The organism is Nocardia brasiliensis (genome assembly GCF_011801125.1).
GTDB lineage: Bacteria > Actinomycetota > Actinomycetes > Mycobacteriales > Mycobacteriaceae > Nocardia > Nocardia brasiliensis_C.
Map to the genome: position 1 here is coordinate 339,254 of NZ_CP046171.1, position 17,105 is coordinate 356,358.

The 17,105-nt window shown below is 69.4% G+C and carries 10 protein-coding genes; 4 read left to right on the forward strand and 6 right to left on the reverse strand.

Annotated features, from left to right (window positions below; translation table 11 throughout):
• Positions 1-18: 18 nt before the first annotated feature.
• A complete protein-coding gene (locus tag F5X71_RS01615) occupies positions 19-1,638 on the forward strand; it encodes a DUF2207 family protein (protein ID WP_167460334.1) in 1,620 nt (539 codons plus the stop codon).
• A gap of 78 nt (positions 1,639-1,716) precedes the next feature.
• Here the strand turns inward: F5X71_RS01615 and F5X71_RS01620 are convergent, their stop codons facing one another.
• The 6 genes from F5X71_RS01620 to F5X71_RS01645 all read right to left on the reverse strand — a co-directional run bounded on the left by F5X71_RS01620 (position 1,717) and on the right by F5X71_RS01645 (position 9,553).
• Positions 1,717-3,006 carry an ROK family transcriptional regulator gene (locus F5X71_RS01620; RefSeq protein ID WP_167460335.1) on the reverse strand — a complete coding sequence of 430 codons (1,290 nt, stop codon included), beginning with the start codon at positions 3,004-3,006 and terminating at the stop codon, positions 1,717-1,719.
• A gap of 380 nt (positions 3,007-3,386) precedes the next feature.
• On the reverse strand, positions 3,387-4,094 hold the full coding sequence (locus tag F5X71_RS01625; protein ID WP_167460336.1) for a hypothetical protein: 708 nt from the start codon (positions 4,092-4,094) through the stop codon (positions 3,387-3,389).
• Between the two features lie 104 nt (positions 4,095-4,198).
• The gene (locus tag F5X71_RS01630; RefSeq protein ID WP_167460337.1) at positions 4,199-4,876 is read right to left on the reverse strand and encodes a TetR/AcrR family transcriptional regulator; all 678 of its coding nucleotides are present in this window, start codon (positions 4,874-4,876) and stop codon (positions 4,199-4,201) included.
• A complete protein-coding gene (locus tag F5X71_RS01635) occupies positions 4,873-7,155 on the reverse strand; it encodes an MMPL family transporter (protein WP_167460338.1) in 2,283 nt (760 codons plus the stop codon). The genes F5X71_RS01630 and F5X71_RS01635 overlap by 4 nt, the downstream gene beginning before the upstream one ends.
• Positions 7,156-7,241: 86 nt before the next feature.
• Complete coding sequence (locus F5X71_RS01640; RefSeq protein ID WP_167460339.1) at positions 7,242-8,546, reverse strand: ammonium transporter; 1,305 nt, start codon at positions 8,544-8,546, stop codon at positions 7,242-7,244.
• A 152-nt stretch (positions 8,547-8,698) separates the two neighbouring features.
• Positions 8,699-9,553, reverse strand: a complete 855-nt coding sequence (locus tag F5X71_RS01645) for a hypothetical protein (protein WP_238815677.1) — start codon at positions 9,551-9,553, stop codon at positions 8,699-8,701.
• A gap of 443 nt (positions 9,554-9,996) precedes the next feature.
• On the opposite strand from F5X71_RS01645, the gene F5X71_RS36785 reads away from it, so the two are divergent.
• The 3 genes from F5X71_RS36785 to F5X71_RS01660 all read left to right on the forward strand — a co-directional run bounded on the left by F5X71_RS36785 (position 9,997) and on the right by F5X71_RS01660 (position 16,968).
• Complete coding sequence (locus F5X71_RS36785; protein ID WP_238815678.1) at positions 9,997-13,266, forward strand: DNA polymerase III subunit gamma and tau; 3,270 nt, start codon at positions 9,997-9,999, stop codon at positions 13,264-13,266.
• Between the two features lie 291 nt (positions 13,267-13,557).
• Positions 13,558-14,772 carry an acetyl-CoA C-acetyltransferase gene (locus F5X71_RS01655; RefSeq protein WP_167460341.1) on the forward strand — a complete coding sequence of 405 codons (1,215 nt, stop codon included), beginning with the start codon at positions 13,558-13,560 and terminating at the stop codon, positions 14,770-14,772.
• Positions 14,773-14,832: 60 nt separating this feature from the next.
• A complete protein-coding gene (locus F5X71_RS01660) occupies positions 14,833-16,968 on the forward strand; it encodes a 3-hydroxyacyl-CoA dehydrogenase NAD-binding domain-containing protein (RefSeq protein ID WP_167466124.1) in 2,136 nt (711 codons plus the stop codon).
• Positions 16,969-17,105: the final 137 nt, after the last annotated feature.

The window sequence follows — 17,105 nt, forward strand, 5'->3', positions numbered from 1 at the left end:
TGTCTAAAGTAGGCAGCCATGCTGACTTTTCGGGGGGCCGCCGTAGGCGCGCTGCTACTCGCGTCCGCGGGATTGTTCGCGACGGCTCCGGCAGCTCACCCGCAGCCCGCGCCGGCCGGTGTGGCCATCACCGCCGACCTGAAGCTCAACCGCGAGGGCGTGCTCGAGGTGGTCGAGCAGGTCGAGGTGCCGCAGGACGGGTCGTTCCAGATGTCGCTGCCACTGCGGCTGCAGGTCGGCGACGACGTCGAGCGCCGCTTCAAGGTCACCGACGTCGACACCAAGGGCGCGGGCACCGCGACGGTCGCCAACGACCAGTTCACCCTCGAGGCCAAGCCCGGCACGTCGACCTTCACCTACTCGGTGCACAACCTGGTCAGCGACGCGCCGGGCAGCCAGGTGTTCAACTGGATCGGTGTGGTCCGCAGCGACATCGCCTCGATCAGCGCCACGTTGATCAGTCCCAGCTTCGAGATGGGCATCGTGGACTGCAAACTCGGCCCGCCCGGCAGCACCAGGGCCTGCGCCGACGTGAAGACCGAGGTCGACGGCGTGCTCTATCTGGAGCAGACCGACCTGCGCAAGGGCGACGCGATCGACCTGACCCTGCAGTTGCCGCCCGGCACGGTGCCGAGCAATGCCGACGTGCGCGACGACAGCGCCGCGGGCCCGTTCGCGCTCACCGCGCCGGTGCTCGTCGCGTTCGGCGTGTTGTTGCTCGTGCTGATCGGTCTGGCCGTCTTCGTGTTGCGGGCGCGGCGCCAGGACGCCGCGGCGGGCACGGGTGCGCAGACCCTCGATCCGCTGCTGCGCGAGGGCGAGCGGGTGCAGTTCGTCTCGCCCGACGGCGTATTGCCCGGCGAGGCCGGGCTGCTGCTCGACGAGCATGTCGACCCGGTCGATATCGCCGCGACGGTGGTCGATCTCGCGGTGCGCCGCTACCTCCGGGTGGCTCCGCTCAGCGAAACCGACTGGCGGATCTCCCGGGTCAATACCCCCGATGACCAGCTGCGCGAGTACGAGAAGGCGGTCTATCTCGCGCTGCTGCCCGAGGGCGCCGACGCGGTCACGATGACCGAGCTGCGCGCACCCGGCCGGGTGCAGTCGGCGCCGGTGCGCACCGCACTGCTCGACGACGCGGTCGCCCGCGGCACCTTCGCCGACCGGCGGCGCCTCGGCCTGGCCGGTTGGCTCGGTGGCGCGCTGATCGTCACGGGTATCGCCGCCACCATCGGGCTCGCGATCACCGCCGGGCACGCGCTGGTCGGCGTGGCGATCGCGCTCGCCGGGGTCGCGACGGTGCTGCTGCCGAAGTACCTGCCGGTGCGCACGGCGCACGGTCTGGCACTGTCGGGCCAGATCCGCGCGCTGCAGCGCGGGCTGGAAGCGACTCGGCGCGAACAGGTTCCGCCGATCGATCAGGAGACGGTGTTCTCCCGCGCGCTGCCGTTCATGGTGATCGGCAGCCGCGCCGACAACTGGATCCGCGCCTTCCGCGACCTGAATCCGTCCGCGGACTCCCAGCCGGGGCTCTACTGGTTCGGCGGCTTCGAACGTGACCGCAATCTGCAACGGTTCGCCGGCCACTTCCCGTTCTTCATCACCGCGCTGGAAGGGCTGTTCGCGCCGGAACGCTGAGCGCACCGGCCTTTTCCCGCACCCGATCCGGCGGACGGCATCGGGTGCGGGACAGCGATCGGCGTCCCGCGCAAATCCTCAGTCGGCGAGCGTGGTTCGCCGGATCGCCGCCAGCGGATCCGCGTAGAGCACGCTCAGCGAGGTGACCACGGCGGCGAATTCCTGCACCTTGCCGCCGAATCCGCTGATCCGGATGTCGGTCGGCGGCAGGCTGGAGCCCTGGTTGAAGGCGCGGGCCACGTGCGCGACGGCGGGCCGGTAACCGGTGAAGGCCTGACCACCGAGAATCACCCGGTCCGGGTTGAGCATGTCGCGCACCATGGCCACGGTGTTGCCAAGGATGGTGGCGCGCTCGGCGAGCAGCTCGCGCGCGGGCTCGGAACCTGCCTCGGCGGCCCGGTACAGGTCGGCGATGGTCGAGCCCGCGGTTCCGTTGTGCGCGGGGATGATTCCGCGCCCGACGGCCCGTGAGTGCAGCGCGCGATCGCCGACGGTGACCTCGAGGCAGCCGCGCCTGCCGCAGGTGCATTCGACATCGGAGCCGGTCGGCAAGTGCGCGATCGAGCCGGGACCGTTGCTCGGGGTGTGTACGCGACCATCCAAAGTCACTGCGACACCGGCGGTTTCCCGGACATAGAAGTAGAGGCTGCTGCCGCGCTCGGGGCCCGCGGCACGACCGGACCCCGCGTCGCGCGATTCGATGGTGGGCAGCAACAACTCCGAGGCCGCCATCGCCTCGACGTGCGGCGCCACCGACACCGGCAGTTCGAGCACCTCGCCGAGCACGGCACCGATCTGCGCGCCCTGCCATTCCAGCTTAGGGTGGTCGACCACACCGGTGACCGGGTCGACCCGGCCGCCGATGGCGACGCCCGCCCACAGCGGCTTGCGGCGATGCCACCGCTGCAGGAAGGCCTTGGCGCTGCGGGCCACCGTGGTGGTGGCGAATTCCTGACCGGTCTGCGGGGTGGCGATGGCGAGCCCGCCGAGGATGCGGCCGCGCAGATCGGCCGCCACGATCTTGGTCACCGCGGCGCCGATGTGCACGCCGAGGGTGAGATACGCCTCGTGATCGATCTCGAAGGGCACCCGGGGCCGGCCGACCGCGCCGGAGGCGGTCAGATCGGGCCGTTCGCGCAGCAGGCCGGCGGCGAGCAGCGCGGACACCTGACGGTTGACCGTCGCGATGCTCAAACCTGTTGTGCGCGCGGCATTGTCGCGGGAAACGGGACCGCCGGTCGCGGCCCGGAGTACCGCGGCCGCCGGGTTGTCACCGAGGCGCAGTTCGGGCGCGACGACGGGGCGCTGGATTCGAACACGACCGTTGGTGACCCTGGCGGTCGAGCGTTCGAGGGTAGGGAGGGACATAGTGCGGATTCCTTGCCGAGGTCCCGCGGCGAAGCGGGATGTGCCTACGTGGGCGACTGGGCAGTAAGCAGGCCGAAAAGGCCGCTCAGCTGCAGCAAGGGCGACAACACAGTTCGCGCGTCAAGGGCAGCCGGAGCCCGAGCGCGGCGGTCACATAGGTGACCCGCAGTGCGGTCGGTCGGCTGGCAGACATGTAAAAGAAATTAACACCGCGCACCACGACTCACCAAGCCTCAAACCGCCGTTGTGTTCTCCCACACACCGTTTTCGCAGGTCACATCGGTGCATCGCACAGTAGGGGTCGGCGTCGGTTGTCCGATACGAACAAACCCCGCTCAGCACGGGGCGGCTGGGTGGGGTCTGCGCGAAGGGGCTGTGGACTACTTCGGCGGGGCCACGAACGGCTGATTGATCGTGGTGAAGTACTGGATGGCCGCGCCGACGGCGACCGGAGCGGTCACGAAGATCTGTCCGGCGACCGTGCCGAGAGCGCCGACGGCGATGACGCCGCCGAGGCAGCCGATGGCGGCGGCGGGAATGAAGGGGCCGAACAGGCCGACGATGGTGGCCGAGGCCGCGGTGGCGCCGAGAATGCCGCCGAGCACGCAGCCGACGGCCGCGCCGCCGAGACCGCCGACGAGCGTGCCGATGGTGGCGCCGGCACTGATGGTGCTGGTCAGCCTGCTCCACGCGGCCTGTTCCCGGTCATATTCGGTCTTCCACGGCGCCTTGTCCTCGAACGGCAGGGCCACCGGCTTGTAGACGGCGTGCGCCTCGTCGATCTGCGGGGTGAGCGTCGCGGTGCGCTGCGAGATCTGGGCGGCGATCGGGAACTCGAAGTCGTCGATGCGCAGCGTCAGCGGGGTGGCGGCGACGGTGGTGCCATCGGCGGCCTTGACCTTGAAGGCCCCGTCCTCGACCACGAGCGAGCCGGCGTCGGTCTCGATGATCGACGACGTGTCGGTGGCACGGGCGGTGAAATTCACCGGCCCCTCGGCGGTTTCGGGCGCGGCGACGGCGGTGCCCGCGGCCACCCCGGTCGCCATGGTCACCAGTGCCGCGACGACGGCCAGCTTCCTCATCCTCATCTACTGCATTCCCTCGATCTCGATGTGCGTTTCAGAGGCAAAGCATCGAGGAGAAACCGCAGGAGAACGAGGAAATAACGCAGGCAGATTCCAACCAGGCGGCCTCAGCCCGCGTCGCGTTGCCCGGCCACCCAAGCCATCAGGTCGGCAGGCGCCGGATCATCGCCGATCAGGTCGACCACCACGTGGCCGACGCAGGCCGCGCGCAGCACCCGATTGGCCACCGCCTCGGTATCGCCCCACGGGATGAACGGTTTGGCGATCAGCAGCGAGGCGATGCCGTGTGCGGCCGCCCACAGGTCGAGCACCACCGGCAGGGTGTCGCCGGGCGCGAACACGCCCGCGTCCATGCAGTCCTGCACGGTCTGCGAAAAGTGTTGGAACGCACCGCTGGTCATCACCTGATCGATCGCGCTGCTCGACTCGGTGGGCAGGGTTGCCAGCCGGTACTGCTCGGGATGTTCGCGGGCGAAGCGGACGTAGGCCAGTCCCTGCTGCTGCATTCGGATGAGCGGTGGGTCGGTGGGATCGGTAGCGGCCACGATCGCGGCGTCCAGATTCTCGAAGACCCGCACGACGACGGCCTCGATGAGCTCGTCCTTGTCGGCGAAGTGCCGGTAGATCGATGGCGCGCTGACCCCGACCCGCTGGCCGATGGCCCGGATCGATACCGCGTCCGCGTGGCCGGTGCGGCTCAGCAATTCCGTTGCAGCGTCCAGGATCTCGGTGCGCAGCTGGGCGCCGGTACCGCGAGCCGAACGGGATCGGCCTGCACCGATCATTTGCGCCCGGCCAGCACGGGTTCGGCCGGGCCGGGATCGCTTTGCTCGCGTAGGCCGATCCGGGCGTGCAGCCGGGCCAGCGGCTTGGGCGCCCACCAGTTCGCGGTGCCCATCAGCTTCATCAGCGCGGGCGCGAGCATGGTGCGGATCAGGGTGGCGTCGGCGAGCACGGTCAAGGTCAGGCCGAGGCCCATCAACTGGATGAACGACACCTTCGAGGTGACCATCGCGCTCATCACGATGGCCATGAGAAGCGCTGCGGCCGTGTAGATCCGGCCGGTGCGCGCGATGCCGACCGCGAGCGCGTGCACGTTGTCCTTCGCGGTGCGCACGACGACGCCGTCGACGACCCGGCCGGTGGCCAGCCACTCCTCCCGGATCCGGGACAGCAGGAACACCTCGTAGTCCATCGACATGCCGAAGGCGAGGCAGAACATCAGAATCGGGGTCGTCGGCGTCAGATAGCCCACCGCGGTGAAACCGAGTAGCTCCGAAAGATGCCCGTCCTGGAAGATCCAGACCATCGCGCCGAACGCGGCGGCCAGCGAAAGCGTATTCAGGGCAAGGGCTTTCAGCGGCAGTAGCACGCTACCGGTGAACAGGAACAGCACGACGAAGGTGGCCAGCGCGATGAGGATGACCGCGGGCACCATCCGTTTGGTCAGCGAGTCGAGCGCGTCGGCGTTCACCGCGGCGGCGCCGCCGAACAGGGTCGGCCCGGGGGCGGGCACGTCACGCAGTTCGAGCAACTGCGCCTTGCCCGCCGGGGAGAACGGGTCCGGTCGGGTCGCGACGCTCAGGTATTCGCCGGTGGCGTTGGCCATTCCGGGCGGGCCCGCTGCCACGCGCGCGCCCTTGATGTAGATGCCCGCACTGGACAGCACCGCCGAGACGCCGTCCACCCGCGACAAGCCGGTGGCGTACGCGCCGATCGGCTCTGGCCCGCCGTGGAATCCGTCCAATACGATGGTGGTGTTGTTGCCGGAGTTGGCCGCCGGGAATTCCGCCCGCAGCACATCGCCGACCTGACGGCTCGGTGCCGAGGTCGGCAGCACCCGGTCGTCGGGGTAGCCGAATTTCACCGAAAGGAACGGTGATCCGAGCGCGAGGAACAGTGCGACCAGCAGCACGGCCACCGGCACCGAATGCCGGGTCACCCAGGTCACCGTGCGGTACCACAGGCTCTGTTGCGGGTCTTGGGCGTGCAGCGGGTCGGGTGCGGACCGACCGAACATGCGGCGCAACGGGATTCGAATGTCCAGCGCGTTCACCCGATGGCCGAGCAGCACGAGCGCGGCGGGCAGGATCACGATGGCCGCGGCCGCGGCGGCGGCGACCACCGCGACACCGGCATAGGCGAACGAGCGCAGGAAGTAGATGTCGAAGATGCTCAGTACGGACAGCGAAAGCGCCACGGTCAGCGCGGAATACAGCACCGTGCGGCCCGCGGTCCGCACCGCTCGGATGGTGGCGGGGATCGGGTCGAGGCCGTTGGCGAGTTCTTCGCGGTACCGGCTGACGATGAACAGGCTGTAGTCGATCGCCAACGCCAGGCCCATCGCGGTGGTCATGTTCAGCGCGTAGATGGAGACATCGGTGAACAGCGTGCACATCCGCAGGATGGCCAGGGTGGTGAGGATCGCGAAGATGCCGACCGCCAGCGGCAGCCCGGCGGCGATCACGCTGCCGAACACCAGCACCAGCACGATCAGCGAGATCGGGATCGCCACCCCCTCCGCCACGGCGAGGTCGTGGGTGATCTGCTTGTTCACATCGTGGAAGACCGACGCGATGCCGCTCTGCCGGACCGTGATGCCGTCGGTGCTGCCCGCGAGTTGTTCGGTGAGTTCGCCCGCGGTGCGCTGGGCCTCGGTGTCGTCGCCGGTCAGGTAGGCGAGCACGAGCGCTTCCTTGCCGCTGGTGCTGCGCAGCGCGGAGCCCACCGCGGGTGGCGCGGTCCAATACGACTGCACGCCTCTGACATCGGGACGGGCCCGCAGCGTGTCCACCAGCCGGGTGCCGACCGCACGGGTGACCGGTGCGTCGGCGCCCGCGTCGGAGCTGACCAGCAGGATGTAGTTCGGCGCGGCGCCGTCGAAGTTGTCCGCGAGCAGGCGGGTGACCTCGGAGGAGTCGGCGTCGGGCGAGGTGAAGCCCGCCGACTTCAGGTGCGCGGGCGCGGTCGCGCCGAACGCGCCGCAGGCGATCGCGAGCGCGGCCGCCGCGATCAGGATGGCGCGCGGATATCGAGTGACCAGCTGTGCGATCCGGACCAGCATGCGCGGCTCCCTTGCTCGGCGCAGTGAGCTAACGGCGTTAGCGTAACGCCGTTAGCCGCGCGTCGATAGAGCCTGCGTGCCGCAGATCAGTGATCCCGGTCACCCGCGTTGCCGTGGCCGAAGTGGCCACCCTCGCCGAACCGGCGCGGCGCGTGACCGTGCACGCCCTCGGCGTAGGCGGTCTCGGCGTGCAGCGCGAAGTCGATGCCCGCCGTCTCGTCCTCTTTGCTCACCCGGAAGCCCATGACCCGGTCGATCAGCTTGCCGAGCGCGAAGCTCACCAGGAAGGCGTAGGCCGCGACCGCGAGCACGCCGACCAGTTGCTTGCCGAGCTGGGCGAGGCCGCCGCCAAAGAAGAGCCCGTCGACGCCGCCGGTCATCACCTGGGTGGCGAGCAGGCCGATCAGCACCGTGCCCACGACGCCGCCGACGAAGTGCACGCCCACCACGTCGAGCGAATCGTCATAGCCCGCCTTGAATTTCCAGCCGACCGCGAACGAGCACAGCACGCCCGCCGCGAGCCCGACGAGCAACGCGCCGAGCGTGTTCACCGACCCGCAGGACGGGGTGATCGCGACCAGGCCTGCCACCACGCCGGAGGCCGCGCCGAAGGTCGTCGGCCTGCCGTCGCGCACCTGCTCGACCGCGAGCCAGCCGAGCATGCCCAGGCAGCCGGCCACCAGCGTGTTCAAGAAGACCGCTGCCGCAATCCCGTTCGCGGACAACGCGGACCCGGCGTTGAAGCCGAACCAGCCGAACCAGAGCAGGCCGGCGCCGAGCAGGACGAAGGGCAGGTTGTGCGGGCGCATCGCGTCGATCTTGAAGCCGACGCGCGGGCCGAGCACCAGGGCGAGCGCGAGTGCCGAAGCGCCGGAAGCGATTTCGACGACCAACCCGCCCGCGTAGTCCAGCGCGCCGAACGAGGCCAGCCAGCCGTCGGGCCCCCACACCCAGTGCGCGATCGGCGCGTACACCGCCAGCGCCCACACCGGCACGAAGACCATCCACGCGGCGAACTTCGCCCGATCCGCGATCGCGCCGCTGACCAGTGCCGCGGTCAGGATCGCGAAGGTCAGTTGGAAGGTGGCGAACAGCAGCTCCGGCACCGCGCCGTGCACGGTGCCCGGATCGATGTTCGCCATCGCGAAGTGGTCCAGGTCGCCGATCAGGCCGCCGCCCGCGTCGTCGCTGAACACCATGCTGTAGCCGAACAGCAGCCAGGCCACGGTGACCAGCGGGATCGCGATGAAGTTCATCATCAGCATGTTGAGCACGCCGGTAGAGCGCACCATGCCGCCGTAGAACAGCGCGAGCGCCGGGGTCATCAGCAGCACGAGGGCGGTGCTGACGAGCAGCCAGGCGGTGGCCGCGGGATCGAGGGGTGTCGGCACGGTAGCTCCTTCCACGCAGGATGCGTTGCAGGGAAACTACCGAACCTTCGTTACGGGATATGCGCTGGTCCGCGTAGTGCGAGCGATTCTGGACATGGGATGTTTCGCCCGGAATGTGGGATCGGGGCGTTTTCGCTACCTGCCGGTAGGGCTCAGCAGGCGCGGGCTTTGCGCGCGATCGCCCGCAGGCCGCGCTTGCCGGGAATGGGCAGCTCGTCCTCCAGTGCGACCCAGTCCGCGGTGGTCAGCCAGAGCTCCTGGGCACGGGCGTCGGCGGTGTTGTGGAAGACCCGGCGGCCGCGATCGTCGCGCAGCTCCTGGGCGACGGTGGACCAGCGCGGCGGGCGGCCGTGCTCGGTCCGGTAGTCGGCGAGGTAGCTCGCGACGGCGGTGCCGATGGTGTTGACCGGCCGCAGCGACACCCGGTTGCCGTACTGATCGGCGTGGAAACGCCGGCCCGCGCACAGCGATCCCGGGTTGGCGTTGGAGGCGATCCAGCCCGCCCGCTGCGCGCGCTCGATCAACCACAGATGTTTGACGGCCGTGGGGGCGATATCGCCGATCCTGGACCGGATCAGGGCCATGACCTCGTCGGAGCACAGTACGTCACGCCGTGTCGGGCCGATGCCGTGTGCGCGCCAGTGCGCGTCGGCCAGCACGGCCAGCGCCCGGCCGAAATCGTCGATGCTGCGCTGGGCGCGACGGCCGAGACGCTCGATGCGCTCGGCCTCGCGGCGCATCTCGTTCTGCGCGGTGAGCGTGCGGATCGCGGCCATCGTCGGCACCTGGCCGCGTTCGAGCAGCTCCAGGATGGCGGTGGAGGTGGCGGGATCGGCCGCGGCGGTCACCGGGAGCGAGTCGCGTTTGATCGCGAAGTCCTGGGGGCTGATCGCGCGACTCAACAGGTCGACAGCGGAGCGATTGCCGGCGAAATCGGTGCTGGACAGCAGCGCGGCGGCGATGTCGTCGGGCGACACGGTGAGAAGTTCCTCCGATGGACGTGGCACTCGGTGGCACTGGAACTTTTGGGTGCTGAGCTGGTGCACTTCGGTTGTGCCCCGGTCGGGATGAGGGACCGGCCGGGGCAACCAACCTGATGAAGGTTTGGCTACCGAAGTTGCCGACTGCCACGGTAGCCAGACGATTGCGTCGATGTCATCCCCGTTGACGCTTTCGTTATCTCCATAAACCTGCGGCAAACCGGGGTATGAGTTTTATTTTCTGCTCTACTTGGGGGAATTGGGCGGCAGTTTCCCCGCTCCGACCGGAGTCGCTTCCGTGATTGCCGGTACGTTGCCCATACTGTCGCGGGTCGACGGGGTGTAATGGGGGACTCGGAATCATGTGAGTTGAATCACAGTTGTTGTGCGGTCTTGCCGGGTTTCCACCGCGCCGCACACCACGACGAGCGCGAATGTTCTTTGTCGGTGCACGCCGGTAACCTCTGCCCGTGGCTCTGTACCGGAAGTACCGACCGGCAACGTTCGCTGAGGTAGTGGGTCAGGAGCACGTCACCGACCCGCTGAGCACCGCCCTCGACACCGGGCGGATCAGTCATGCCTATCTGTTCTCCGGCCCGCGCGGCTGCGGTAAGACCTCCTCGGCCCGCATCCTCGCGCGCTCGCTGAACTGCGCGGACGGTCCGACCTCCACCCCGTGCGGCACCTGCCCGTCCTGTATCGCGCTCGGGCCGGGCGGTCCGGGCAATCTGGACGTGATCGAGCTCGACGCCGCCAGCCACGGCGGTGTCGACGACACCAGGGAACTACGCGACCGCGCCTTCTATGCCCCCGCCGAATCCCGATACCGGGTGTTCATCGTCGACGAGGCGCACATGGTCACCACGGCGGGCTTCAACGCGCTGCTGAAGATCGTCGAGGAGCCGCCCGCTCACCTCATCTTCATCTTCGCCACCACCGAGCCGGACAAGGTGCTGCCCACCATCCGCTCGCGCACCCACCACTATCCGTTCCGGTTGCTGCCGCCCGCCACCATGCGCGGGCTGCTCGGCAAGATCTGCGACCAGGAGCAGGTGCCGGTCGAAGAAGCGGTGTACCCGTTGGTGATTCGCGCGGGTGGCGGTTCACCCCGCGACAGCCTCAGCGTGCTCGACCAGCTGCTGGCCGGCGCGGGCCCCGAGGGCGTCACCTACTCCAGGGCGGTCTCGCTGCTCGGCGTCACCGACGTCGCGCTGATCGACGACGCGATCGGCGCGCTCGCCGGCGACGACGGTGCCGCGCTGTTCGGCACGGTGGATCGGGTGGTGGAGGCCGGTCACGATCCGCGCCGCTTCGCCGTCGACCTGCTCGAGCGTCTGCGTGACCTGATCCTGATGCGCGCAGTCCCCGACGCGGTGGACCGCGGCCTGGTCTCCGGACCCGGCGATGTGCTCGACCGCATGCGCGAGCAAGCCGAACGGCTCGGTCCCGCCACCCTGACCCGCTACGCCGAACTCCTGCACGAGGCGCTCGGCGAGATGCGCGGCGCCACCTCCCCGCGCCTGCTGCTCGAGGTCGTCTGCGCCCGCATGCTGCTGCCCTCGGTCTCCGACGCCGAATCGGCCACCCTGCAACGTCTCGAACGCCTCGAGCGCGGCTTCGCCGGCGGCGCCGTCCCGCCCGCCGCACCCGCCACCAGCGCTGCCCCCGCCGCAGCGGCAACCCCGGCCCCCGCGCCCGCCGCTGCCGCCGACCCGAACCGCCGCCGCGGCGCCGAGGCCCTCGCGGCCATCCGCCGCGAAGCCGCGGGCAAGGGCGGTACCGCGGGCGGACGCGGTGAGCCCGTCGGCGCGCCTGCCGCGGCACCGGCGCGGGGTGCAGTGGGCGCGCACGCCGCCGGGCCGGGCGACAGCGGTGCTTCCGGCAGCCCGGCATCGAGTGGTGCCCTACACCAGGAGGCCGCAGGCTCGCGAGACGTAGCGTCCACCCAGGCCTCCGCTGGTGCGAGCGGCGATGCGGCGCTCGGTGACGCGGCCGCACACGGTTCCGCTGCCGGTGTGGCACAGGGGCTTCCCGGTGGTGTTCCAGCGGGATCGGCCGCGGCGTCCGACTCGGCGACCGCAAGCGCGACGCCCGGCCGAGATGCGGATTCCCGTGGTGCCCAAGGGGAGCCCGGCACGGCGAGTGGTGGCCGACAGGCCGCCGCACCCGCTCCGGCCCAGCGGGGCGAGGCGGCAGCTCAGCAGGTTGCGGGTTCCGCTGCTGGGGCTGCGACAGTGCGTCCCGGGCAACCGGACGATCGGGCCAGCGCAGGCGAGGCTGCGCCGCGTCAGGCAGTCGGCGGCGACAGCGGTGCGGCTGCGGGTGCTGGTGCCGAACCTGAAGTGGTGCAGTCGGTTTCCTCGTCGGCGCCCTCGAGTTCAGCGCAGTCCGCGGCGGTGCGGACATCCGGGGTGGCGCAGCCGGAATCGGTGCGGTCCGGAGTGGCGCAGTCCTCTGCTGAGGTGCCTGGATCGGCGCAGTCGCCCGCGGCGGAGGCGCAGTCCGCGTCGGTGCCGTCCGCTGTGGAAGCGCAGTCCGATGCGGCAGCGAAGTCCGAACTGGCGCAGCCTCTTTCGTCGCAGCCTGACCAGGCGCCTGCCGCAGCGCATGGCCAACCGGTGCGGTCCGGAGCGGTGCGGGACCCTGCGGCGGTGCAACCTGAATCGGTGCGGTCGCATGCGCAGGCGCGGTCCTCCGCTGCGGCGGAGCCGGAGCAGGCCCAGCCTCCTGTGGTGACGCAGCCTGAGGCGGTGCAACCCGCTGCGGCGGTGCAGGCGGGCCAAGTGCGGTCTGACGCCGCGACGCAGGCTGAGTCGGCGCAACGTGCCGCGATCGCGCAACCGGACCAGGCGCAGCCAGCTGCCGCGGGGCAGGTCGAATCGACGCAGCCGGCTGTTGTGGCGCCGGTCGAACAGGCGCAGCCTCCTGTTGCGGCGCAGGTCGAATCGGTGCAACCCCCCGCAGCGGCGCAGGTCGACCAGGTGCAGCCAGCTGCCGCGGTGCAGGCTGAGTCCGGGCAGGAGGGGGATCTGCTGCGGGAGGTGGAGGCCGCTTGGGGGGATATTCGGGCGAAGGTGCGGGAGTTCGGGGCGGCGGTGCAGGCGATGCTGGCCGGGGCCTCCGTGGCGCGGATCGAGGGCGAGGTCATCGTGTTCGCGCATCAGCACGCGCCGCTGGCCCAGCGGCTGTCCGATCCGCGCAACGTGACGGCGGTGCGTTCCGCGGTGCGTGCGGTGCTGGGACGGGAGCTGGATGTGCGCTGGGAGGCCGGGGGCGCCGCGAGCAGGCCCGCGGCCGCGCAGCGGGCATCGACACAGGCGAAGCCGCAGCGGGCGGCGGGTCAACCGGCCGGGCGCGAAGCGGGCAACGCGGGTGGCCGCGGGCCGGACGCGCCGCCGCCGCCGCGGTTCTCGCGGCCGAGCCAGGCCAAGAACGCCGCCGTTAACAAGCCGCGGGCCTTCGGTGACGACGATATTCCGCCGCCGGACTACCCGGATCTACCGGATGATCCCGGCCCTTTTGACGGTGCGCCGGCCGAGTCGGCGCAGCCCTCGGCCGGAAGCGACGCGGGTAGCGGCTGGTCCGCGGACCGGCCCGTGCCGGTGGATACACCCGAGGACGAAGAGGAGATGATCCGCGCCGCCGCGGTGCCGGTGGCGCCCGAGGATCGGCGCGACCCGGACGAGGTCGCCCTCGAATTGCTGAAGAGTGAGCTGGGGGCCACACGCCTGAGTGGTTGACAACCACCGCCGTCACGACGTTAAGTTAACCGGAGTTCGCACGCCACGCTAAGATGAACGGGTGGCCGTGAGCTCCGGTACGACGAGGTTCTATGGTATGCCCAGGCGTATGGGCGATCGGAACCTGCGTCCGCCGTCGCATGCCGCGTTTTGTACAGCGTCAGGACGGTCGGTCGCAGGACCGGTCGGCGAGGTTACCCGCGCCTACGCCGCATAGCGCGGGGTAGGCGCACAGAGCGCTCGGGCGGACCACGTCCGGCCGCCGCACCTTTAAGGAAGGAACACTCCGATATGACCACAGAGGCCTACATTTACGAGGCCATCCGCACTCCGCGCGGCCGCGGCAAGAAGAACGGCTCGCTGCATTCGGTCAAGCCGATCGACTTGACTGTTGGTCTCATCCAGGAGCTGCGCGGCCGTTTCCCCAACCTCGACGAGGCGCGGATCTCCGACCTCATCCTCGGTGTCGTCAGCCCGGTCGGTGACCAGGGCATGGACATCGCCCGCACCGCGGTGACCGTGGCGGGCCTGCCCGACACCGTCGGCGGCTTCCAGCTGAACCGCTTCTGTGCCTCCGGCCTCGAGGCCGTCAACCTGGCCGCGCAGAAGGTGCGCTCGGGCTTCGACGATCTGGTGCTCGCCGGCGGTGTCGAGTCCATGTCGCGCGTCGCGATGGGCTCCGACGGTGGCGCGTGGGCGCTGGACCCGGCCACCAACTACGACACCTACTTTGTGCCGCAGGGTGTTTCGGCCGACCTGATCGCCACCATCGAGGGCTTCAGCCGCGACGACGTGGACGCCTACGCGGTGCGCTCGCAGGAGCTGGCCGCCAAGGCCACCACCGGCGGCTACTTTGCGAAGTCGATCGTCCCGGTCAAGGACCAGAACGGCATCGTCGTGCTGGACAAGGACGAGCACATGCGTCCCGGCACCACCGCCGAGGATCTGGGCAAGCTGAACCCGTCCTTCGCCGTGATCGGTGAGATGGGTGGCTTCGACGCGGTCGCGCTGCAGAAGTACTACTTCGTCGAGAAGATCAACCACGTGCACCACGGCGGCAACAGCTCCGGCATCGTCGACGGTGCCGCGTTGGTGCTGGTCGGCAGCGAGGAGGCGGGCAAGGCCTCCGGTCTGACCCCGCGTGCCCGGGTCGTCGCTACCGCGACCAGCGGCGCCGACTCGACCATCATGCTCACCGGCCCCACCCCGGCCGCCAAGAAGGCGCTGGCCAAGGCGGGTCTGACCATCGAAGACATGGACCTGGTCGAGATCAACGAGGCGTTCGCCTCCGTGGTGCTGAAGTTCCAGAAGGACCTGAACGTCCCGGACGAGAAGCTGAACGTCAACGGTGGCGCGATCGCCATGGGCCACCCGCTGGGCGCCACCGGCGCGATGATCACCGGCACCATGGTCGACGAGCTGGAGCGCCGCAACGGCCGCTACGCCCTGATCACTCTGTGCATCGGCGGCGGCATGGGCGTGGCGACCATCATCGAGCGCGTCTAATCCCAACCGGCAGCTGAAAGTACAAGGAGACACAGAGCTGTGACCAGCACCGAAACCAACATGATCGGTTGGGAGCAGGATTCGGACGGCATCGTCGTGCTGACGATGGACGACCCGAACCAGGGCGCCAACACGATGAACGAGCTGTACAAGTCGTCGATGACCGCGACCGTCGAGCGCCTCGAGGCCGAGAAGGACAGCATCACCGGCGTGGTGATCACCTCGGCGAAGAAGACCTTCTTCGCGGGCGGCGACCTCAAGAACATGATGAAGGTCGGCCCGGACGACGGCCAGGGCGTCATGGACGAGCTCAGCACCATCAAGGGCGCGCTGCGCCGCCTGGAGACCCTGGGCAAGCCGGTCGTGGCCGCCATCAACGGCGCGGCGCTCGGCGGCGGCCTGGAGATCGCGCTGGCCTGTCACTACCGGATCGCGGCCGACGTGCCGGGTTCGCAGATCGGCCTGCCCGAGGTCACCCTCGGCCTGCTGCCCGCCGGTGGCGGCGTGATCCGCACCGTGCGCATGCTCGGTCTGCAGAACGCCCTGATGCAGGTGCTGCTGCAGGGTCAGCGCAACAAGCCGGCCAAGGCCAAGGAGATCGGCCTGGTCAACGAGCTCGTCGGCACCGTGGACGAGCTGGTTCCGGCCGCCAAGGCGTGGATCAAGGCCAACCCGGACAAGGGCGTGCAGCCCTGGGACGTCAAGGGCTTCAAGATCCCCGGCGGCACCCCGTCCAGCCCGGCCTTCGCGGCCAACCTGCCCGCTTTCCCGGCGAACCTGCGCAAGCAGCTCAAGGGCGCGAACATGCCGGCCCCGCGGGCGATCATGGCCGCCGCGGTCGAGGGTTCGCAGGTCGACATCGACAACGCGTCGCTGATCGAGTCGCGCTACTTCGTGCACCTGCTCACCGGGCCGGTCGCGAAGAACATGATCCAGGCGTTCTTCTTCGACCTGCAGTCCATCAACAACGGTGGCTCGCGGCCGAAGGACGTGCCGAAGAAGGAGATCAAGAAGGTCGGCGTGCTCGGCGCGGGCATGATGGGCGCGGGCATCGCCTACGTCTCGGCCAAGGCCGGCTACCAGGTCGTGCTCAAGGACGTCACCATCGAGGCGGCCGAGCGTGGCAAGAACTACTCGGAGAAGATCGAGGCCAAGGCCCTTTCCCGCGGCAAGACCACCGAGGAGAAGTCCAAGGCGCTGCTCGATCGGATCACCCCGACCGCCGACGCCAAGGACTTCGACGGCGTCGACTTCGTGATCGAGGCCGTCTTCGAGAACACCGAGCTCAAGCACAAGGTGTTCCAGGAGATCGAGGACATCGTCACCCCCGACGCGCTGCTCGGCTCGAACACCTCGACCCTGCCGATCACCGGCCTGGCCAAGGGCGTCAAGCGCGAAGAGGACTTCATCGGTATCCACTTCTTCTCGCCGGTCGACAAGATGCCGCTGGTGGAGATCATCAAGGGCGAGAAGACCTCGCCCGAGGCGCTGGCGCGGGTGTTCGACTACACCCTCGCGATCAAGAAGACCCCGATCGTCGTCAACGACAGCCGTGGCTTCTTCACCTCGCGCGTGATCGGCACCTTCGTCAACGAGGCGATCGCCATGCTCACCGAGGGCATCGAGCCCGCGACCATCGAGCAGGCCGGCCTGCAGGCGGGCTACCCGGCCGCGCCGCTGCAGCTCTCGGATGAGCTGAACATGAAGCTCATGCAGAAGATCGCCAAGGAGACCATCGAGGCCGCCGAGCACGGCGACACCACGATGGGCAAGAAGCGCCACCCGGCCCAGGATGTCATCGACTACATGGTCGGTGCGGGTCGTCCGGGTCGTCTGGAGAAGGCGGGCTTCTACGAGTACGACGAGAACGGCAAGCGCACCGGTCTGTGGCCCGGCCTGCGTGAGCACTTCAAGACCACGGCGGATTTCACTGTGCCGCTGCAGGATCTGATCGACCGCATGCTGTTCGCGGAGGCGATCGAGACCCAGAAGTGCTTCGACGAGGGCGTGCTGGAGACCACCGCCGACGCGAACATCGGCTCGATCTTCGGCATCGGCTTCCCGGCCTGGACCGGTGGTGTGCACCAGTTCATCGTCGGTTACCCGGGTGGCCAGGCGGCGTTCGTGGAGCGTGCCGACTACCTCGCCAAGACCTACGGCGAGCGTTTCGAGGTTCCGGCCTCGCTGCGTAAGTAGCACCAATGCCGAAGCCCGCCACCGCGACTCGCGGTGGCGGGCTTCGCTGTCTTCGGGGCTTGACCGGCCGCCACCGCCGGTACGCACGCGAAATCGGAGATCCGCAAGCGGCAGGCGAGATCGGATCGTGCCGGTTT